At 69.5% G+C, this 19,329-nt stretch carries 17 protein-coding genes; 7 read left to right on the forward strand and 10 right to left on the reverse strand.

The features are described 5' to 3' along the window. Positions 1–77 precede the first annotated feature (77 nt). The 5 genes from ACIBAG_RS23775 to ACIBAG_RS23795 all read right to left on the reverse strand — a co-directional run bounded on the left by ACIBAG_RS23775 (position 78) and on the right by ACIBAG_RS23795 (position 7,676). Complete coding sequence (locus ACIBAG_RS23775; RefSeq protein ID WP_399107499.1) at positions 78–773, reverse strand: DUF402 domain-containing protein; 696 nt, start codon at positions 771–773, stop codon at positions 78–80. A gap of 83 nt (positions 774–856) precedes the next feature. Then, positions 857–2,254 (reverse strand): class II fumarate hydratase, encoded by a 1,398-nt coding sequence (locus ACIBAG_RS23780; protein ID WP_399107500.1) that lies wholly within the window; start codon positions 2,252–2,254, stop codon positions 857–859. 69 nt (positions 2,255–2,323) lie between these two features. Further along, entirely contained in the window at positions 2,324–5,233 is a 2,910-nt protein-coding gene (locus tag ACIBAG_RS23785; RefSeq protein WP_399107501.1) for an NACHT domain-containing protein, read from the reverse strand. Between the two features lie 232 nt (positions 5,234–5,465). Beyond that, on the reverse strand, positions 5,466–5,840 hold the full coding sequence (locus ACIBAG_RS23790; protein ID WP_399107502.1) for a hypothetical protein: 375 nt from the start codon (positions 5,838–5,840) through the stop codon (positions 5,466–5,468). A gap of 168 nt (positions 5,841–6,008) precedes the next feature. Then, on the reverse strand, positions 6,009–7,676 hold the full coding sequence (locus ACIBAG_RS23795; protein WP_399107503.1) for a fumarate hydratase: 1,668 nt from the start codon (positions 7,674–7,676) through the stop codon (positions 6,009–6,011). Between the two features lie 174 nt (positions 7,677–7,850). Between ACIBAG_RS23795 and ACIBAG_RS23800 the strand changes: the two genes are divergently transcribed. Next, positions 7,851–8,534, forward strand: coding sequence for a DUF1707 domain-containing protein (locus ACIBAG_RS23800; protein ID WP_399107504.1), 684 nt, complete (start codon positions 7,851–7,853; stop codon positions 8,532–8,534). A 175-nt stretch (positions 8,535–8,709) separates the two neighbouring features. After that, positions 8,710–9,087: a WhiB family transcriptional regulator gene (locus ACIBAG_RS23805; protein WP_078504059.1), complete on the forward strand. Its 378-nt coding sequence runs from the start codon at positions 8,710–8,712 to the stop codon at positions 9,085–9,087. 177 nt (positions 9,088–9,264) lie between these two features. On the opposite strand, the gene glpX is transcribed toward ACIBAG_RS23805, so the two are convergent. After that, a complete protein-coding gene (glpX, locus tag ACIBAG_RS23810) occupies positions 9,265–10,302 on the reverse strand; it encodes a class II fructose-bisphosphatase (RefSeq protein ID WP_399107505.1) in 1,038 nt (345 codons plus the stop codon). Positions 10,303–10,430: 128 nt separating this feature from the next. Between glpX and ACIBAG_RS23815 the strand changes: the two genes are divergently transcribed. Further along, positions 10,431–10,952 (forward strand): DUF4245 domain-containing protein, encoded by a 522-nt coding sequence (locus ACIBAG_RS23815; RefSeq protein WP_399107506.1) that lies wholly within the window; start codon positions 10,431–10,433, stop codon positions 10,950–10,952. Positions 10,953–11,053: 101 nt separating this feature from the next. Here ACIBAG_RS23815 and ACIBAG_RS23820 read toward each other — a convergent pair whose 3' ends face one another. From ACIBAG_RS23820 to xseA, 3 genes are all read right to left on the reverse strand, one after another. Next, positions 11,054–11,644 (reverse strand): malonic semialdehyde reductase, encoded by a 591-nt coding sequence (locus ACIBAG_RS23820; RefSeq protein WP_399107507.1) that lies wholly within the window; start codon positions 11,642–11,644, stop codon positions 11,054–11,056. A 229-nt stretch (positions 11,645–11,873) separates the two neighbouring features. Beyond that, on the reverse strand, positions 11,874–12,119 hold the full coding sequence (locus ACIBAG_RS23825) for an exodeoxyribonuclease VII small subunit (protein WP_399107508.1): 246 nt from the start codon (positions 12,117–12,119) through the stop codon (positions 11,874–11,876). Between the two features lie 9 nt (positions 12,120–12,128). Beyond that, a complete protein-coding gene (xseA, locus tag ACIBAG_RS23830; RefSeq protein ID WP_399107509.1) occupies positions 12,129–13,373 on the reverse strand; it encodes an exodeoxyribonuclease VII large subunit in 1,245 nt (414 codons plus the stop codon). 176 nt (positions 13,374–13,549) lie between these two features. On the opposite strand from xseA, the gene ACIBAG_RS23835 reads away from it, so the two are divergent. Next, positions 13,550–14,575: a 4-hydroxy-3-methylbut-2-enyl diphosphate reductase gene (locus ACIBAG_RS23835; protein WP_399107510.1), complete on the forward strand. Its 1,026-nt coding sequence runs from the start codon at positions 13,550–13,552 to the stop codon at positions 14,573–14,575. A gap of 29 nt (positions 14,576–14,604) precedes the next feature. Continuing rightward, positions 14,605–15,354 carry a polyphosphate--glucose phosphotransferase gene (ppgK, locus tag ACIBAG_RS23840; protein ID WP_399107511.1) on the forward strand — a complete coding sequence of 250 codons (750 nt, stop codon included), beginning with the start codon at positions 14,605–14,607 and terminating at the stop codon, positions 15,352–15,354. A gap of 13 nt (positions 15,355–15,367) precedes the next feature. On the opposite strand, the gene ACIBAG_RS23845 is transcribed toward ppgK, so the two are convergent. Continuing rightward, the gene (locus ACIBAG_RS23845; protein ID WP_399107512.1) at positions 15,368–15,769 is read right to left on the reverse strand and encodes a DUF6542 domain-containing protein; all 402 of its coding nucleotides are present in this window, start codon (positions 15,767–15,769) and stop codon (positions 15,368–15,370) included. Between the two features lie 805 nt (positions 15,770–16,574). On the opposite strand from ACIBAG_RS23845, the gene ychF reads away from it, so the two are divergent. Beyond that, positions 16,575–17,663: a redox-regulated ATPase YchF gene (gene ychF / locus ACIBAG_RS23850; protein WP_031483778.1), complete on the forward strand. Its 1,089-nt coding sequence runs from the start codon at positions 16,575–16,577 to the stop codon at positions 17,661–17,663. Between the two features lie 183 nt (positions 17,664–17,846). After that, the gene (locus ACIBAG_RS23855) at positions 17,847–19,265 is read left to right on the forward strand and encodes an ATP-binding protein (RefSeq protein ID WP_399107513.1); all 1,419 of its coding nucleotides are present in this window, start codon (positions 17,847–17,849) and stop codon (positions 19,263–19,265) included. Positions 19,266–19,329: the final 64 nt, after the last annotated feature.

Genomic DNA, 19,329 nt, shown 5'->3' on the forward strand with positions numbered 1-19,329 from the left:
CGCACTCCGGTAGTTGCCCATGCGCGCCCTTGCGGAGGACGATCCTACGTTTGTTGCCCGGGGGCGCATCAAGGGTCTCATGAGGACTGGTGCGCGGGCGTGCGATCCCAGTCCTCAGGCAAAGAAGGTACAGCCCAGGAGGGATCCGGGCGCCAGTGCGGCCAGCTCTCCGAGAACGGCGGCCCCCAGGCGCGGATCACCTCCACCGCCTCGCGCCCCGCCTCCCGCACCCGCGCGGCGAGCCGTTCGTCGACCAGCCCGTCCCGCTGGGCCTGCGCGAACTCGTCCTCGTCCCGCCAGTGCCAACTGCGGTCCGGATGCACGGAGATGTCGAGGAAGTGGTCCTCGGAGTCCACCCCGCCCGACCAACGCGCCAGCGGCTCCTCAAGATTCACGTACCAGTTCTTGAACCGCCACCCGGGCTCCCAGAACAGCCACACCGACCACGGCTCACCGGGCCGCGCGAGCTTCAGCACCCCGGTGCCGAACCAGCGGTCGAGCTGGACGGAACGCGGCTTGGTGTACCGCGTCTCAAGCGGCTCCAGGTGCACGGCGGTTCCGTCCGCGAGGACCGGCTTCACACACTCCGTCCCCGGCGCCAGCCATACGGCGAGAAGCTCGTCGTCGTCCCGTACGACGGTGACGGGACGCGCGATGTGGAAGCCACGGCCCGCGTTCTCCCGGTACCGCCACAGGATCCGCGTCCCGGGCGCCCAGTAGCCCGTCGAGCCGCCCGCTTCCACTTCCGTCGTCACCGCTCCGCCGTCTGCCATGCACAGATATTAGGTGTCACAGGCATACGACGCTGCGGAGAGTGTCACGGTTCACGCCGCCGAGGCAGTCCGGCGGCCACTGGTTACGGCCGTGTCATCCGCAGGACATCCAGGGCCTCGTCCAGCTGCTCGAGCGTGAGGTCACCGCGCTCCACGTACCCGTTGTCCAGGACGACTTGGCGGATCGTCCGGCGCTCCGCGAGGGCCTGCTTGGCGACCTTGGCGGCCTCCTCGTACCCGATGTACTTGTTGAGCGGCGTGACCACGGAGGGTGACGACTCGGCGTACTCCAGGGCCCGTTCGCGGTGCGCGACGATGCCGTCGACGGTCCGGTCGGCCAGCAGCCGGGAGGCGTTGGCCAGCAACCGGACGGACTCGAGGACGTTCTTCGCGATCACCGGGAGCATCACGTTCAGCTCGAAGTTGCCGGCGGCCCCGGCGGTGGCCACCGTGGCGTCGTTGCCGACGACCTGCGCGGCGACCATGAGGACGGCCTCCGGGATGACCGGGTTGACCTTGCCCGGCATGATCGAGGACCCCGGCTGGAGGTCGGGGAGGCTGATCTCGGCGAGCCCGGTGCGCGGCCCGGACGACATCCACCGCAGATCATTGGCGATCTTGGTCAGCCCGACCGCGATCGTCCTGAGCTGCCCACTGGTCTCCACGATCCCGTCGCGGGCGCCCTGCGCCTCGAAGTGGTCGCGCGCCTCGGTGAGCGGCAGCCCGGTGACGCGGGCCACCTCCTCGATGACGGCGGCGGAGAAGCCGGGGGGCGTGTTGATGCCGGTGCCCACGGCCGTGCCGCCGAGGGGGAGTTCGGCGAGCCGGGGAAGGGAGGCGTGCAGCCGCTCGACGCCGTACCGCACCTGGGCGGCGTACCCGCCGAACTCCTGGCCCAGCGTCACGGGAGTGGCGTCCATCAGATGGGTCCGCCCCGACTTCACGACGTCGGCGAACTCCTCGGCCTTGCGCTCCAGGGACGCGGCCAGGTGCTCCAGGGCCGGGATCAGGTCACGGGTGACGGCGGCGGTGGCGGCGATGTGGATGGACGAGGGGAAGACGTCGTTGGAGGACTGCGAGGCGTTCACATGGTCATTGGGATGGACGTCCCGCCCGAGCCGCTCGGTCGCGAGAGTGGCGATCACCTCGTTGGTGTTCATGTTGGACGAGGTGCCGGACCCGGTCTGGAACACGTCGACCGGGAAGTGCGCGTCCCACCGCCCCTCGGCGACCTCGGCGGCCGCCTCCTGGATCGCCCCGGCGACGTCCTCGTCGAGCACCCCCAGCCGCGCGTTCACCTTGGCGGCGGCGCCCTTGATACGGGCGAGGGCCTCGATGTGGGCGCGCTCGATGCGCTGCCCGGAGACCGGGAAGTTCTCGACGGCACGCTGGGTCTGCGCCCGCCACTTGGCGTCCGCGGGGACGCGGACCTCGCCCATGGAGTCGTGCTCGATACGGTATTGCTGTTCCTCGTCGGCCACAGCCGATCACCTCCACCACTCAAAGCACCACTGGCGTGCGCAGTGTTCCCGAGGGTGGTGCATCGGCATCTATCGCGCGCGCAGCTGTTCGTCCAGCCGGCCCAACTCGTCGAGCAGTCCGTCATGCCCTCGCCACGACCGCAGCGCCTGCGTCGCCTCCTGCGGCAAGTGGTCCGGCACGCCGGCACCCACGGCCTCCGGGGCTGGGCGGTCCTGCAGCCGAGCGATGCAGACACGGACGATCCGACGGTCCACCGTGCTGAGATCCAGGCCGGGGATACCGCGGATCAGCCGTACGTACTCGGCGGCCTCGTAGCCGTCCCGGAGGGAGAACAGGTTGTCGAAGAAGGCGGGGCCGCCCCGGGAGCCCCGTCGCGCGGCCTGCTGCACGCGTCGCGTCGCCCGCACCGCCCGCACCAGGTTCACCAGCACGACCAGCGGGAACCAGGCCGTGAGCAGGCCGACCAGCACGAGGGCGATGATCCGGCCGACGCGGCCTCCCAGGTAGTACAGCAGGTAGTAGGCGCCCCACAGCGGGGACATGAGGACGATGAACTTGATCAGGTCCCAGACCGCTCTCACCAGGAACGCGATCCAGTGCCACACCGACAGGCCGCGCACGGGGTGCCCTTCGAGACGCATCGCGTCGGGCACGGCCAGGAGCAGCCTGGACACCCGGAGTTCCCTGGCGGTCCGCCCCTGGCGCACGGCGTACAGCACGCTCGGCCCCCACAGCAGCGCATAGGCACTCAGCAGGGCGTAGACGGTTGCCTGCAGCAGACCCGGGAGCAGCTGTCCGCTCAGCATGTCGCTGATGCCGAGACCGACCTGCAGGGCCGCGAACAGACCGGCGAACAGCACCAGGGTTCGCAGCAGCACGACTGTCTCGACGGTGTCCATCTCCAGGCCCACCGTGCGCTTGAGGATCCGTTCCAGGAACTCACGAGCGCGGCTCTTGCCTGTTCCGTAGGACAGCGGCTGGGTGGACTGGAACCACCAAAAGAAGAAGAAGGGTACGGCGTACCACCACACCAGCTGGTCCCGCAGGCGCCACCAGGTGCCGTCCGGGTAGAGCGTGACACCGACCAGGACGTGCAGGGCACAGACGAACGCGACACCAAGGGGTGTCTTGCTCACGACTCTGCGCACCTTGACGAGGTCGTCGTCGGTCTGCAGCCGTCGGAGGTCGACGTCGACGGCGTGGGACTCCACCGCGAGCGACCGCTCGCTCAGCATGGTGATCAGCAGCCGACGGATGGACAGCCGGATGCCCTTGGTCAGCGTGGGCAGGGTGACGCAGTCGCGCAGTGCTGTCGTACGGATCCAGTAACTGCCACCGGAGAAGGCGCGGTCGATGTACTGCTCCCGGGCCCGCTCGGGCAGCAGTGGCAGACAGTCGATCGCGAACTTGCGGTCACTGATGCTGCCGCGCAGCCAGGCCGCATTCACCAGGGACTCCACCAGTGGCTGGATCCGCTCGTGCGGCCACTCCGAGCGGCCCTGATACGCCGTGGTCAGCAGCTCCAGACAGTGCACGGCGGCCGACGACCACGCGAACGGGGTGTGCGCGGGCGGCACGTAGGACTTCTCCGAGCCCACCAGGCTCCCGTACGACGACCAGCCGAGCTCGGGCGGGACGGGGACCTGAGGGCGGCGGCTGGCCTCCTCGGCGGCCCGATGGAGGGACAGCTCGTCCTCCAGGATGCCGGCGAGCTCCGCCAGGAGGGGAGCCGCGACCTCCGGCGAGCCGTTCTGGAGCACGGTGACCGCCGTCTCGCGCCACCGGCCGTGGACTGCGAGGTCGTGTGCCGAGATGGCGGACGGGTGCTCGGTGACATAGCGACTCGTGAAGTACTCCTTGACCAGCCGATGGCAGAAGAAGATCCTCAGCTTTCCGGGCTCCTCGCCCGACGACGCCAGCAGCATCGACCTGGACAGTGCCACGGTCAGCAGCCTGCGGGCACGGTCATGGTCTGCGTGCCCGGCGATGGCCCCGTGGTAGGCCTGCTCCGGAACCGACAGACCACGGCCGGTCGACGTCAGCTGGAAGGCGAATCGCTCGAGGAAGTTCTCGGTCAGCCGGAGCCCGGCGGCGCTGTCGACCTCCCCCTCCGGGTCCGCCTCCGCCCAGGCCGTACGAAGGCGCTCGGTGACATACTCCCTGAACAGGTCGCCCGGACGGTCCGGCAGCGTCCTCCTGGTCCGCACATAGGCGGCGAGGAGCTTGACGTTCAGCGGATTCTGCAGCTCCGTCACGAAACCGTGCCGGGGATCGGTCAGCAGCGGCTGGACCAGCTCGATGCCCTGGCGGTCGAGGCCGAGCCGGTGGAGGAACTTCTCCTGCTGCTGCGGTGACAGACCGAGGATCTTGAGATTGGTCCAGCCGGCGGCCGACGGGCCCTTGTACACCCGGGAGGCCAGGACGCAGCGGCCGCCTCCGCCGATGAGTTCGATGACCGTCTGGACGTAGGGGGTGACCGCTTCCTGGATGGTGGCGCTGCCGAGGATCGACGGAATCTCGTCGAAGGAGTCCAGCAGCAGGGTCACCCTGCGGTCACGCAGGTCCTCGCTGAAGTGGTGGGCGAAGTAGGCCGCGATCTCGATGCTGCCCCTGGGGCCGGTCTGCTGCTCTATGTACCTGCGCAGTACCGCCACGTTGATCTCGTTCGGCCTCGCTCGCAGATCGCGCAGGTTGACGTAGATCGGCAGCGGTGCGTCCGGGGTCTTCCCGCTCGCGATCTGCTCCAGCGCCAGCCGGGCCTGCTGCCGCAGCGCCACGCTCTTACCCGATCCCGGAGCGCCCTGGAGCAGCACGAGGTCCGTCTGCGGGTGCGCGAGTACCTCGGTGAGGGGACGGGTGGCCTGCCGCCCGTATCGCCCGCGCAGACGTCGGCGACCGGTGTTCGGGTACTGGTCGACGTCTTCGACGATGGCGGACAGTTCGATCAACTTGTGATCCAGCCAGTGGATCTCGTCCATCGTCGACGTGAGCTTGCGCAGCAGAAGCGTGGCCAGATGCCTGCGGAACGCCCGGTCGTTCGCCGTGTTCCGCGTCCCCGGCGGAGGCGGGGCGGAGGCGGCGGTCTGGTTGGGGGGCGTCCCGTTGAAGTTGATCTGTGTGTTGTTGACGTACTTGGCCGTCCAGCCCTGCTGCTGGAAGCCCCCTTCGGGCCCTGTCCTGGCGAAGCCCCGCGTCGTACCGCGGGGCGGATCAAAAGTGGGCGCCGGCCCACTGCGCCAACTGCTCCAGGGAGTTGCTCGCTTCCAGGGCCGCGTTCGTCGTGCCGCTCAGCCCCCGCAGCCGGTTCGCGAGCCGGGTCAGCCGCCCGGCGACGGCGTCCCCGTCCACCTCGGCTTCGTCGTCGTCCTCCCCGGGACCTGTCTCGGCGGCCTGTTCCAACTCGGCGTCGAGATCCGCGAGTTCCTCGGCAGGGATCTCCTCCAGGGCCTGAATCCTCGTCCGGAGCTCGTTGAGCACCGCGGCGAACTCCTGCGGACCGCTGTTCTCCGTGAGATGGAGGTCGCCTGCGATGGTGTAGACCCGAGCGCTGCCGTGGAATTGCCACCCTGACTGATTGATGGTCACTGACGTCCCCCGATGCATTCCGACCCTGACCTGCCGTCAGAGTAGGGCCACCCACAGCGAGTTGGCGGCAATCCGGGCGAAATGGTTGCTTAGGGGGTAAGTGTTGCAGGAGGGGTGGCGCGGCACGGTGCTGCGGGGATGGAACCCGACCCCGCAGCACCGAGGGAGCTACGCCAGCCCGGGCCCCCGTACCGGAATGCTCGTGAACGTCGGCTGCGGAGCCGGGTCCTGGAAGAAGTCGTTGCCCTTGTCGTCGACCACGATGAACGCCGGGAAGTCCTCGACCTCGATCTTCCAGACGGCCTCCATGCCGAGCTCCTCGTACTCGACGACCTCGACCTTCTTGATGCAGTCCTGCGCGAGCCGGGCGGCGGGCCCGCCGATGGAGCCCAGGTAGAAGCCACCGTGGGCACCGCACGCGTCGGTGACCTGCTTGCTGCGGTTGCCCTTCGCCAGCATCACCTTGGAGCCGCCCGCCGCCTGGAACTGCTCGACGTAGGAGTCCATACGCCCGGCCGTGGTCGGCCCGAAGGACCCGGACGCGTAGCCCTCCGGCGTCTTGGCCGGACCCGCGTAGTACACGGGGTGGTCCTTCAGGTACTGCGGCATGTCCTCGCCCGCGTCCAGCCGCTCCTTGATCTTGGCGTGCGCGATGTCACGGGCCACGACCAGCGGACCGGTGAGGGACAGGCGGGTCTTCACCGGGTACTTGGTCAGCTCGGCGAGGATCGTGTCCATCGGCTGGTTCAGGTCGATCTTCACCACGTCGGAGGACTCGTCGAGGTGCTCGTCCGTCGTCTCCGGCAGGAACCGCGCCGGGTCGGTCTCCAGCTGCTCCAGGAAGACACCCTCGGCGGTGATCTTGGCGACGGCCTGCCGGTCGGCGGAGCAGGACACGGCGATGGCGACCGGGCACGAAGCCCCGTGCCGGGGCAGCCGCACCACGCGCACGTCGTGGCAGAAGTACTTGCCGCCGAACTGTGCCCCGATCCCGATCTTCTGCGTCAGCTCGAAGACCTTCTCCTCAAGCTCCTTGTCCCGGAACCCGTGCCCGAGCGGCGAACCCTCGGCCGGGATCTCGTCCAGGTAGTGCGCGGAGGCGTACTTCGCGGTCTTGAGCGCGTACTCGGCGCTCGTGCCACCCACCACGATCGCCAGGTGGTACGGCGGACAGGCGGCCGTACCCAGCGAACGGATCTTCTCCTCCAGGAACTTCATCATGGAGGCCTCGTTCAGGACGGCCTTGGTCTCCTGGTACAGGAACGACTTGTTGGCCGAGCCGCCGCCCTTCGCCATGAACAGGAACTTGTAGGCGCCGCCGTCGGTCGCGTACAGCTCGATCTGCGCCGGCAGGTTGGAGCCGGTGTTCTTCTCCTCCCACATGGTGAGCGGAGCCATCTGCGAGTACCGCAGGTTGAGCTTGGTGTACGCGTCGTAGATGCCGCGGGACAGAGCCTCCTCGTCGCCGCCCTCGGTCAGCACGTTCTGCCCGCGCTTGCCCATCACGATGGCCGTACCGGTGTCCTGGCACATCGGCAGCACGCCCGCCGCCGCGATGTTCGCGTTCTTCAGCAGGTCCAGCGCGACGAACTTGTCGTTGCTCGACGCCTCGGGGTCGTCGATGATGCGGCGCAGCTGGGCCAGGTGCGCGGGCCGCAGGTAGTGCTGGATGTCGTGGATGGCCTCCTCGGCCAGCTTGCGCAGCGCCTCGGGCTCCACCTTGAGGAACGTCCGCCCGTCGGCCTCGAAGGTGGAGACACCCTCGGCGGTCACCAGCCGGTACGGGGTGGTGTCCTCTCCCATGGGGAGCAGATCGGTGTACGCGAACTCAGGCATCGGTGCCCATTCCTCACTCGGCAGCTTCTTCGAGGCGCTCTCGCCTGCGGCCGGCCTCCATTGGCAAGCGCCAACCAGCGTAGAACCTGCCGCTGACGGCGAGCTTGTGAGGTAAGGCTCAGTTCGACGCCACAGGGGCTATCGCGATCTATCGTGTTTGGGTACGCTGCTGCCGTGGACCTTCAGAAGCAGACCCCGCCCGCTGCCGCCACCGAGCTCCGCGCATCCGACGCCGACCGCGACCGGATCGCCGACATCCTGCGCGACGCCCTGGCCGAGGGCCGCCTCACCGCCGACGAGCACGCGGAGCGCGTCGAGGGCGTGCTGACGGCCAAGACGGTCGGCGAACTGGACGTCTACATACGCGACCTGCCGGCCGCCCACCCACGCCGCGCACCCCACGTGCCGGCCGCCGGCCGCCCCGCCCCCGCCGCGATGCCCGCCGACCCGGACGAGAACGTGGTCGCGGTCTTCAGCGCCGCCGTCCGCAAGGGCCGCTGGCGCGCGGGCCGCCGTATCCACGCGTACGCGATCTTCGGCAGTGTGGAGATAGACCTCAGCGAGGCGCTCTTCGAGTACCAGCAGGTCGTGATCCGGGCGATATCGGTCTTCGGCAGCGTCGAGGTCCGCGTCCCGGAGAACGTCTCGCTGCGCGGCGCCGGCGGCGGTGTGCTCGGCAGCTTCGAGGTGGACACGCTCGACGCGGAGGACCCCGAGGCGCCGGTCGTCCATGTCGACGGCTGGGCCGTGCTGGGCAGCATCGAGGGCAGGCCCAAGCGGGGCAAGCTGGTCGCGGACATTCTCGACCGGATTCAGCGCAAGGTCGACAAGAATTTGCGCAAGCATCTGGATCGTTGACGGTTGTGAATCCAACCGCTTTCCACCCGCCTCCGCGATCCTCTCGCCCGCCGCACACGGGCGCCCAGGACCCCCCGAAATCCAGCGGTTCGGAACTGCCTGCATAGGCGCGCGTACAGCGGGTAGACCTTGCTGCATCGTCTCTCGCTCGCGAAGCCGTCGTCAGGAGTAGACCGTGCTGCAACCGCCGCATTCGTCCCTGCAGGTAGCTGCCGTTCCGGCCCAGCGGGTGCCAGTGCGAGACAGGGACCAAGACGCCCCATGGCACACAGAGGCCGTGTGCCGCCGCGACGAGGCCGGCCTGTTCTTCGCCCCTTCCAAGGAGCCCACCGCGGCGCGTCTCTCCCGTGAGGAGGCGGCCAAGCGGGTCTGCGCCCGCTGTCCGGTCATGGTCGAGTGCCGCGAACACGCCCTCCTCCAGCCCGAGCCGTACGGCGTCTGGGGCGGCCTCACGGCAGCGGAACGCCGAGTGGTCCTGGCGAGGCGGCGCCGCCGCGAAATGGAACTGAAGAAGGCGGCGCGGGCGGCGAACCGGATAGCACAGGCGGGATAACCGGCAAACACATTGGGCGCCCCCTCCGCACCGGGGGCGCCCAATTGGCTGCGCCATTTCTGTCAGGGGCGCGGGGCTGTGTGGGATTTTGCGGCTCCGCCGCGTGGGCGCGACCAGCCACGAGTCACCCGCAGCCGCCGACGGCCCGCAGTCCCCCTTTCTGCGGCGTACTGCGTGCTACTTCGCCCTGTCGAAGTCAATCGCGCTGTAAGCCCGCAGCTTGCTCAGCCGGTGCTCGGAATCGATCCTCCGCACCGTCCCCGACTTCGACCGCATCACGATCGAGTCGGTCGTCGCGGTCTCCGACCGGTACCGCACACCCCGCAGCAGCTCACCGTCGGTGATCCCGGTCGCGACGAAGAACACGTTGTCCCCGGCGACCAGGTCATCGGTCATCAGCACCCGGTCCAGGTCGTGCCCCGCGTCGATCGCCCGCTGCCGCTCCTCGTCGTCCTTCGGCCACAGCTTGCCCTGGATGGTCCCGCCGAGGCACTTCACGGCGCACGCCGAGATGATCCCCTCCGGCGTACCACCGATACCGAGCAGCATGTCGACTCCGGTGCCCTCGCGCAGCGCGTAGATCGACCCCGCGACGTCGCCGTCGGAGATCAGCTTGATCCGCGCACCGGCGTCCCGGATCTCCTTGATGATGCCTTCGTGCCGAGGCCGGTCGAGGATGACGACGGTGACGTCCTCAGGCGTCGACCGCTTCGCCTTGGCGACCCGGCGGATGTTCACGGACACGGGCGCGTTGATGTCGACGAAGTCGGCGGCCTCGGGGCCGGTGACGAGCTTGTCCATGTAGAACACGGCGGACGGGTCGAACATGGACCCGCGATCCGCGGCCGCGAGCACGGCGATCGCGTTCGGCATGCCCTTCGCGGTCAGCGTGGTCCCGTCGATCGGGTCGACGGCGATGTCGCACTCGGGCCCGGTCCCGTCGCCGACCCGCTCCCCGTTGAAGAGCATCGGCGCCTCGTCCTTCTCGCCCTCACCGATGACGACGACGCCGTTCATCGACACGGTGTGGACGAGGGTCCGCATGGCGCGCACCGCGGCACCGTCGGCGCCGTTCTTGTCGCCGCGCCCGACCCAGCGGCCCGCGGCCATCGCCGCCGCCTCGGTCACACGGACCAGTTCCAGGGCCAGGTTGCGGTCGGGGGCTTCGCTCGGTACCTCGAGCTCGGACGGCAGATGATGATGATTCTCGGTCATCGGAGCGCACCTTTCTGATACGACGACGGCCGGATGAGGGTGACGGCCCTGACTCTATCCTCGGGCGGACAGAATGAGCAGGGGGCCCCACGGATGAGCAGACCAGGGCACCTGCGACGATAGGGGGCGTGGCAGGTTCGAACGGCAAGCAGAAGTCGGTCCGGAACATGGTCCTCTCCCTCGGAGTGACCATGCTCGCGGCGGGGGTCATCTATCTCTTCATCCCCCATGAGGACGGTACTCCCGACCTCCCTCGGGTCGACTACCGCGTGGAGCTGCTGACGGCCCGCCGCGCGGCGTCGTACGCGGTGGTCGCGCCCCAGGGTCTGCCCGACTCCTGGAAGGCGACCTCCGTCCGCTTCCAGGGCGACGACTTCGACGCCTGGCATCTCGGCCTCCACGCTCCCGACGGGGAGTACGTGCAGATCGAGCAGTCGACTCAGAAGCCGTCGACGTTCATCGACGAGGCCAGCCAGGGCGCGCAGGCGACGAAGGTCACCCAGAAGATCGGCGACCGGACGTGGACGCGGTACACGGGTGGCCGCTACAGCGCACTCGTGCACGAGGAGAAGGGCGCGACGACCGTGGTGGCGGGCACGGGGTCGTTCAAGCAGCTCGAGCAGGTGGCGGCGGCGCTGAAGACGTCGTGAGCCCCATGGGCATGGCCCAAGACCGACAGGCATGGCGAAGGCCCCCGGTGGTGAACCGGGGGCCTTCGCCATGCCTGTCGGCAGGAACGCGTTCGGTCGGCTCAGACCGTGGTCACGACCTGGTCGAACTCCAGGCGCGGGGAGCGCGGGTACCAGGCGTCGGCGCCCGGCTTGCCGATGTTGACGACCATCAGCGGGGTGTGGTCGTCGTCCAGGAACTCCTTGCGGACACCCTCGAAGTCGAAGCCGGTCATCGGGCCGGCGGCCAGCCCGGCGGCGCGGACGCCGACGATGAAGTACGCGGCCTGCAGGGCGGCGTTCATGCCGGCGGCGTTCTCACGGGCGGCGCGCTCGCTGAAGAAGACGTCCTTGGCCTGCGGGAACGCCGGGAACAGGGTCGGCAGCTCCTCGTGGAACTCGTTGTCCGCGGAGAGGATCGCGACCAGCGGGGCGGTGGCGGTCTTGGCCTGGTTGCCCTCGGCCATGTGCCGCACGAGGCGCTCACGGGCCTCGGCGGAGCGGACCAGGGTGATGCGCAGCGGGGTCTGGTTGAAGGCGGTGGGGCCGTACTTGACCAGGTCGTAGATCGCCTGGACCTGCTCCTCGGTCACCGGCTCGTCGGTGAACGTGTTCGCGGTACGGGCCTCGCGGAACAGCAGGTCCTGGGCGGCGGGGTCAAGGACGAGAGACATACGTGAACCTTCTCGGTGTACGGGGTGCGTGGGGTGTCGTGCGCCGAAGCGGACCGGGGACCGCTTACGAGGATGACATTACGCGAGACAAGTTCAAGCTTCAACAAAGGCCGGGCTCGGGTGACCCGGCTCACACCCCGGCCCGTCCCAGGGGCCCGTCTCAGGAGTCCCGTCCCAGGAGCCCCGTCTCAGAGGTCCCGTCTCAAGAGCCCGCCTCAGGAGTCGTGCCTCAAGAGTCGCCCCCGCCGCTCTCCCGTGCGGCTTCCGCCTCGGCCTCCTCCGCGAGCGCCGCGTCCAGCCGGGCCCGCGCCCCGTCCAGCCAGCGCCGGCAGACCTTGGCCAGTTCCTCGCCCCGCTCCCAGAGGGCGAGGGACTCCTCGAGCGTCGTACCGCCCGCCTCCAGCCGCCGTACGACCTCGATCAGCTCGTCCCGGGCCTGCTCGTAGCCCAGTGCCTCTTCCACCTTGCTGGTCATGCGCCCACCCTATGCATCGCTTCGTGCATCGCCTTGTGCGTCGTTTCGTGCGTCGACTCGTACGGAGAACTCACCCTCGGCGACCCGCGCCCGCAGCGCCTCGTCCGCCGTCACCTCGCCCGGGTCGCGGACCACGTGCCCGTCGGCCCTCTGCAGCACCGCATATCCCCGCTTGAGGGTCGCCGCCGGGGAGAGGGCCACCACGCGCGCGTGCGTGTGCGTCAGCTCCGACTCGGCGCGGTCCAGGTGGTGGCCGAGGCAGCGGCGGCCGCGGTCGAGGAGGGAGGCCACGTGATCGGCGCGTTCGTCGATCATCCGGTGCGGATCCTCTATCGAGGGCCGCGCGAGGGCGTGGGCGAGCCCGCGTTCCTCCCGGTCGATGTACGCCTCGACACACCGCCGGGCCCGGTCCCGCAGCATCCGCACCCGCTCGTACTCCTCGCCGACGTCCGGTACGACCTTCTTGGCGGCGTCGGTCGGGGTGGAGGCGCGCAGGTCGGCGACGTGGTCGAGGAGAGGGTTGTCGGGCTCGTGCCCGATGGCCGACACGACGGGCGTACGGCACGAGGCGACGGCCCGTACCAGCTGCTCGTCGGAGAAGGGCAGCAGATCCTCGACGCTGCCGCCGCCGCGGGCGACGATGATCACGTCCACGTCGTCGATCGCGTCGAGCTCCTTCACCGCCTGCACGACCTGCGGCACGGCGTGCACGCCCTGCACGGCGACGTTGCGCACCTCGAAGCGGACGGCCGGCCAGCGGTGGCGGGCGTTCTCGAGTACATCCCGTTCGGCGGCGGAGGCCCGTCCGCAGACCAGGCCGATGAGCTGGGGGAGGAAGGGGAGAGTCTTCTTCCGCTCCGGCGCGAACAGCCCCTCGGCGGCGAGGGCCTTCTTCAGCATCTCCAGCCGGGCGAGCAGCTCGCCGACGCCGACGGGCCTTATCTCGGTGGCCCGCAGGGAGAGCTGGCCGCGCGGGGCGTACCACTCCGGTTTGGCCAGTACGACGACACGGGCGCCCTCGCTCACGACGTCGGCGACGGCGTCGAAGACCTGACGGTAGGCCGTCACGCTCACGGAGATGTCGTACGAAGGATCGCGCAGTGTCAGGAACACCACCCCGGCACCGGGCCGCCGCGACAACTGCGTGATCTGGCCCTCCACCCACACGGCTCCGAGCCGGTCGATCCACCCCCCGATGAGCCGCGACACCTCACCGACGGGCAGGGGGGACTCCGGGGTCGTGTTCACAGCCATGCGCCGAGCGTAATGGCCACCGCTGACAACGACGGCGGTCGGCAGGCGCATCACCGCTCCGCCACCGCCCCGCCCGTAGCACCGTCAACCCCCCTCACAGTCCACCGTCCGTCTCGTCACGAACCCGTCACCCACGCGCGCGTTGGCCCGCCGAACGCCCCCTTACGATGGGACGCATGACTGCTTCGCCTGGCCGCCGTGTCCTGCTCGCCGCCCCCCGTGGCTACTGCGCGGGTGTGGACCGCGCCGTGATCGCCGTCGAGAAAGCCCTGGAGCAGTACGGCGCTCCGGTGTACGTCCGGCACGAGATCGTCCACAACAAGTACGTCGTGCAGACCCTGGAGAGGAAGGGCGCCGTCTTCGTCGAGCGGACGGAGGAGGTCCCGCCGGGCAACATCGTGATGTTCTCCGCGCACGGTGTCGCCCCCGTCGTCCACGAGGAGGCCGCGCGCGGCAGGCTCGCCACCATCGACGCGACCTGCCCGCTGGTCACCAAGGTCCACAAGGAAGCCGTCCGCTTCGCCAAGGAGGACTACGACATCCTCCTGATCGGGCACGAGGGCCACGAAGAGGTCATCGGTACCTCCGGTGAGGCCCCCGACCACATCCAGCTCGTCGACGGACCGAAGGACGTCGCCAAGGTCGAGGTCCGCGACGAGTCCAAGGTCGTCTGGCTCTCCCAGACCACCCTCTCCGTCGACGAGACCATGGAGACCGTCGACGCTCTGAAGGAGAAGTTCCCGCAGCTCATCTCCCCGCCCAGCGACGACATCTGCTACGCCACGCAGAACCGTCAGCTCGCGGTGAAGCAGATGGGCGCCGAGGCCGAGCTGGTCATCGTGGTCGGTTCCCGCAACTCCTCCAACTCCAAGCGGCTCGTCGAGGTCGCCAAGCTGGCCGGCTCGCGCGAGGCCTATCTCGTGGACTTCGCGAGCGAGATCGACGAGGCCTGGCTGGAGGGCGTGACGACGGTGGGGGTCACCTCCGGCGCCTCCGTCCCGGAGGTGCTCGTCGAGGAGGTCCTGGAGTGGCTCGCCCAGCGCGGCTACGGCGACGTCGAGCTGGTCAAGGCGGCCGAGGAGTCCATCACCTTCTCGCTGCCGAAGGAACTCCGCCGCGACCTGCGCGAGGAGGCGGCGGCGCTGATCGCCGAGCGCACGGGGGCCGAGGGCTCCGGCGGCTCCGGCGACTCCGGGCAGTGACTGTCAGTCCACCGTCGTAACGTAGGGCCATGCAGATCTTCGGCTTGGACATCGGCGGATCCGGGATCAAGGGCGCCCCGGTGGACCTGGACAGAGGCGACCTCGCTCAGGAGCGCTTCAAGGTGCTCACTCCGCACCCGGCCACGCCCGACGCGGTGGCCGACGGTGTGAAGCAGGTCGTCGAGCACTACGGCTGGACAGGACCGGTCGGGCTCACCTTCCCCGGTGTGGTCACCGGCGGATCCACGATCCGTACGGCGGCGAACGTCGACAAGAGCTGGATCGACACCGACGCGCGCGCGTTGTTCAGCGAGCGCCTCGGCGGCCACCCGGTGACGGTGGTCAACGACGCGGACGCGGCCGGCGTCGCCGAGATGCACTTCGGCGCGGGCCGCGGCCGCCCGGGCACCGTGATCCTCCTCACCTTCGGCACGGGCATCGGCAGCGCCCTGTTCATCAACGGCGCCCTCGTCCCCAACACCGAGCTGGGCCACCTCGAACTCCACGGCCATGACGCCGAGAAGCGCGCCTCCAGCAAGGCCAAGGAGGACGAGGAGCTGACCTGGGAGCACTGGGCCCACCGCGTCCAGAAGTACCTCGCCCATGTCGAGATGCTGTTCTCCCCCGAGCTGTTCATCATCGGCGGCGGGGTGAGCCGGAAGTCCCACAAGTTCCTGCAGTACATCGAGGGCATCAAGGCGGAGATCGTCCCGGCCCAGCTGCAGAACAACGCGGGGATCGTGGGCGCCGCGATGCACGCGGCGGAGAAGGCGGGCTAGCCGGCGCCGACGGTCACGGCGACCGGCGGCGGGCCGCCGCCCTGCGCGCCATCAGCCGGACCCTTCGTACGGTCACGATGAGACCGGCGACCAGCGTCCCCCCGTACAGCCAACCGGCCTGGGTGGCGAGGGCGGTGAACAGTCCCATCAGGTGGCCGCTGATTCCCCCTCCGTCGTCGGCCACCGGAACCAGCCCCGCCGCGAACGCGATGGGCAGCACCACCGGCGCGGTCACCAGGTCGCCCCTGCGCACCCAGACGGCGGTCAGCACGCACACCGGCAGGAACAGCACGCTGTACACCGCGAGCGACGCCCCGAAGAGCAGCGCGTCCAGGTAACCGACCAGCACCATCACGGCACCGCAGAACAGCCCGCTGCCCAGACCCGTGAGCCGGGGGTTGGGAAACCGGCGCACCGCCTGCGGCGCCGGGGACGGCCCGGGCCGCCGTACGGCCCCTGCCGCCGGGGCCGTACCCGAACCCGGGCGGCGCTGGGGTACGGGCCGGGAGGAGCGGACGGGCCGGTCGGAGGCCGTGGCCCGGGAGGAACGGGCAGCGGCGAACCGGGACCGGGACGACTCGGCGGCCGCGGACTGGGACGACCTAGAGGCCGCGGACTGGCGTGATTCGGCGGCTGCGGACCGTGACGACCCGGCGGCGGGGGACCGGGAGGGCCGCGCAGGCCAGGCGGACCGAGCCGAACCGCCCCCTCCACGAGCCCCTCCCCGGGCCTCTCCCCGGGCCCCGCCACGGACCCCTCCGTGGGCGAACTCGCCCTCGCCGCGCCCAGTACGACCTTCGCCCCGCTCCACCCTGTCCCCGTCCGCTGGGATTCCGCCATGGCTCGACGCGAATCCGCCCACACCCCGCGTGACCCCGCCCGCGCCCCGCCGTGCCACCTGTGACGGCAGCTGTAACGACAACGGCGACGACCGCGACGACGGCGCCGTACCGCGTGGCGATCCGTACCCGGCAGATCGCGTCCTGTCCTGCTCCACTGGACCAACCTAGGTCGGTTTATGTGCCGAATGGCCCATCAGACACGCCTTGGGGCGGGCCTTGGCCAGGTGTTCGATACGGCGGCGGGACCGGGTCCGGTACGCCGTAGACTGGTGGATCGGCCCGTGCATCTGCATCGAAGATCGATCTGCATCGAAGATCGAAGAAGGACCGGGCCCCAGCCCAGCCCCTGAAGTCCTCTCACGTACGGGAAGTCGCAACGTGTCGCTCACGATCGGAATCGTCGGTCTGCCGAATGTCGGCAAGTCGACCCTGTTCAACGCCCTGACCAAGAACGACGTGCTGGCGGCCAACTACCCGTTCGCCACGATCGAGCCGAACGTCGGCGTGGTCGGCGTCCCCGACGCCCGTCTCACCAAGCTGGCCGAGATCTTCTCCTCCCAGCGCGTCCTCCCGGCGACCGTCGACTTCGTCGACATCGCGGGCATCGTGCGTGGCGCCTCGGAGGGCGAGGGCCTGGGCAACAAGTTCCTGGCGAACATCCGTGAGTCCGACGCGATCTGCCAGGTCATCCGCGCCTTCAAGGACGAGAACGTCGTCCATGTCGACGGCAAGGTCTCGCCCAAGGACGACATCGAGACGATCAACACCGAGCTGATCCTCGCCGACCTGCAGACCATCGAGAAGGTCCTGCCCCGGCTCCAGAAGGAGTCGCGGATCAAGAAGGACGTCGCGCCCAAGGTGAAGGCCGTCGAGGAGGCCAAGGAGATCCTGGAGAAGGGCGACACGCTCTTCGCCCACGGCATCGTCCAGGGCACCGAGCGCAACGAGCTCCTGCACGACCTGCACCTGCTCACCACCAAGCCCTTCCTCTACGTCTTCAACGTCGACGAGGACGAACTGGTCGACGAGGACTTCAAGAACGAGCAGCGCGCCCTGGTCGCCCCCGCCGAGGCGATCTTCCTGAACGCCAAGCTGGAGGCCGACCTCGCCGAGCTCGACGAGGCGGACGCCATGGAGCTGCTGGAGTCGGTCGGCGCCGAGGAGCCCGGCCTCGCCACGCTCGCCCGCGTCGGCTTCAACACCCTCGGCCTGCAGACCTACCTCACGGCCGGCCCGAAGGAATCCCGAGCCTGGACCATCAAGAAGGGCGCCACCGCCCCCGAGGCCGCCGGCGTCATCCACACGGACTTCCAGAAGGGCTTCATCAAGGCCGAGGTCATCTCCTTCGCCGACCTGGTGGAGACCGGTTCGGTCGCGGAGGCGCGGGCGAAGGGGAAGGCGCGGATGGAGGGCAAGGACTACGTCATGCAGGACGGGGACGTGGTGGAGTTCCGCTTCAACGTGTAGTGGCTGACGTATCACGTCGCTGATCTGGCAAGCATGCAGGTCAGAAGGGGGTCCGACCGTTCGAGGTCGGGCCCCTGCTCAGTTCCCGTGCCGGGCTTGTGCTGGGTCGGCTGGACGGCGGGGCTCTACTAATGTCAATGTTAGTAACATTGCCGTTAGTACCCCGCCTGGAGGTCGGCGGACATGGTGGACTTCGTAGGCCGTCGGCAGGAGCTGGCGACGCTGGAGCGAGAGCTGCAGAAGGTGGCGGCAGGGGTCGGTGGGGAGCGGCCCGGCCGGTGTGTGATGTTGCGTGGGCGGCGACGGGTGGGCAAGTCGCGGCTGGTCGAGCGGTTTGTGGAGCGCTCCGGGGCGCCGTTCTTGTTCTACGCGGCTACCGGTGCATCCCCGCGGGACGATCTCGCGCGGTTGGCCCGGGACGCCCAGGCGTCGACGCTCCCGCTGGCGCAGCTGGTGGCCGCCGCGCGGCCGGACAGCTGGGATGCCGCCTTCGATGTGCTGGCCGCGGCGCTGCCCGCCGACCGGGCGAGCGTGCTGGTCATCGACGAGGTGCCGTATCTCATGGATGCCGATGGTGCCTTCGAGGGGATGCTGCAGCGGGCTTGGGACCGGGTGCTGGAGACCAAGCCCGTGCTGCTGGTCCTCATTGGCTCGGACCTGTCGATGATGGAGGCGCTGAACAGTTATGGACGGCCTTTCCATCAGCGTGGGCGGGAGATGGTGCTCGGCCCGCTGAACCCGGCCGAGGTGGGGCGGATGCTCGGGCTGGAGCCGGCGGAAGCCTTCGACGCCGCGCTGGTCACGGGCGGGCTGCCGCTGATCTGCGCGGAGTGGCCGCACGGTGCGGGACTGTGGGAATTCCTCGGCGAGGCGCTGGGCGATCCGGTCTCGGCCCTGCTGGTGTCGGCCGAGCGCTCGCTGGCCGCCGAATTCCCCCCGCAGGCTCAGGCGCGTACGGTGCTTGCGGCCATCGGCAGTGGTGAGCGGACTTTCACCAACATCGCCCGTGCGGCCGGCGGGATCGGGGCCACGCCGCTGCAGCGGGCCCTGGAACTGCTCACGAACAAGCGGATCGTCGCCGCGGAGCTGCCCGTGTCGCTGCGTTCGTCGAAGGACCGTCGCTACCGGGTGGCGGATCCCTACCTGCGGTTCTGGCTGCACCTGCTCGGCCCCTCCATGGAGGAGATCGAGCGAGGGCGGGGGGATCTGACCCTGGCGCGGGTTCGGAAGAGCTGGACCAGCTGGCGCGGCCGGGCGATCGAGCCGCTCGTCCGCGAGGCGCTCGCCCGGATACTGCCCGACGGCCGGCTGCCCGCGGCCCCGGCGGTCGGGGGCTACTGGACCCGCACCAACGACGTCGAGATCGACATCGTGGGCGCGGACCGCGCGCCCGTTGCCAAGGAGCTGCTCTTCCTCGGCTCCATCAAGTGGCTGGAGCAGTCCCCCTTCGACCGGCACGACCTGGCAGCTCTCCATCGGCACCGGGCCGCCCTCACCGACGAACCCGTTCCGGTCGTGGCGGTCTCGCGCAGCGGCGTCGACTCCCCGGGCCTCGATGCCACCTACGGCCCTGGCGATTTGCTGAACGCTTGGCCGTTGTGAGGGGCGGATGCCGGAGGGATTGCAGGCCCTGAGACCTCTGTCGTTTTGTCGTGAAATCCGTGCC

This window comes from Streptomyces sp. NPDC051243 (genome assembly GCF_044455405.1).
Classification (GTDB): domain Bacteria; phylum Actinomycetota; class Actinomycetes; order Streptomycetales; family Streptomycetaceae; genus Streptomyces.

Bases quoted from the DNA above. Each gene is read 5' to 3' on its own strand.
- ACIBAG_RS23775 (WP_399107499.1), bottom strand. From the start codon at position 773: ATGGCAGACGGCGGAGCGGTGACGACGGAAGTGGAAGCGGGCGGCTCG.
- ACIBAG_RS23785 (WP_399107501.1), bottom strand. From the start codon at position 5,233: ATGGACGAGATCCACTGGCTGGATCACAAGTTGATCGAACTGTCCGCC.
- ACIBAG_RS23795 (WP_399107503.1), bottom strand. From the start codon at position 7,676: ATGCCTGAGTTCGCGTACACCGATCTGCTCCCCATGGGAGAGGACACC.
- glpX (WP_399107505.1), bottom strand. From the start codon at position 10,302: ATGACCGAGAATCATCATCATCTGCCGTCCGAGCTCGAGGTACCGAGC.
- ACIBAG_RS23820 (WP_399107507.1), bottom strand. From the start codon at position 11,644: ATGTCTCTCGTCCTTGACCCCGCCGCCCAGGACCTGCTGTTCCGCGAG.
- ACIBAG_RS23825 (WP_399107508.1), bottom strand. From the start codon at position 12,119: ATGACCAGCAAGGTGGAAGAGGCACTGGGCTACGAGCAGGCCCGGGAC.
- xseA (WP_399107509.1), bottom strand. From the start codon at position 13,373: ATGGCTGTGAACACGACCCCGGAGTCCCCCCTGCCCGTCGGTGAGGTG.
- ACIBAG_RS23835 (WP_399107510.1), top strand. From the start codon at position 13,550: ATGACTGCTTCGCCTGGCCGCCGTGTCCTGCTCGCCGCCCCCCGTGGC.
- ppgK (WP_399107511.1), top strand. From the start codon at position 14,605: ATGCAGATCTTCGGCTTGGACATCGGCGGATCCGGGATCAAGGGCGCC.
- ACIBAG_RS23855 (WP_399107513.1), top strand. From the start codon at position 17,847: ATGGTGGACTTCGTAGGCCGTCGGCAGGAGCTGGCGACGCTGGAGCGA.